Source organism: Geobacillus sp. B4113_201601, from assembly GCF_001587475.1.
GTDB classification, from domain to species: Bacteria; Bacillota; Bacilli; order Bacillales; family Anoxybacillaceae; genus Geobacillus; species Geobacillus icigianus.
On the sequence record NZ_LQYX01000048.1, the window covers coordinates 48,595 to 48,815 of the forward strand.

General features: G+C 41.2%; 1 pseudogene. It reads left to right on the forward strand.

The features are described 5' to 3' along the window. Window positions 1-120: 120 nt before the first annotated feature. Window positions 121-221: pseudogene (locus B4113_RS20440) on the forward strand (IS982 family transposase); the annotation flags it as partial.

The window sequence follows — 221 nt, forward strand, 5'->3', positions numbered from 1 at the left end:
ACTTAAATATTAAATTAACCCGTGGTGCTAGATAAACTTGATCAAGCATAAAAATAGCCCTTGCCTGGCGGATCTCCTGTAGAATGAAAGTGCAACCTACCATTTGAAAGGAGAATCCCCATGCAAGAGCACTTTCATTTTACTGCAGATCGGGCCAAGATTCAAAAGCAATATGCCGCCATTTTCTTTTTTGTCTCCGCCCAACTGTCATTGATTCAGAC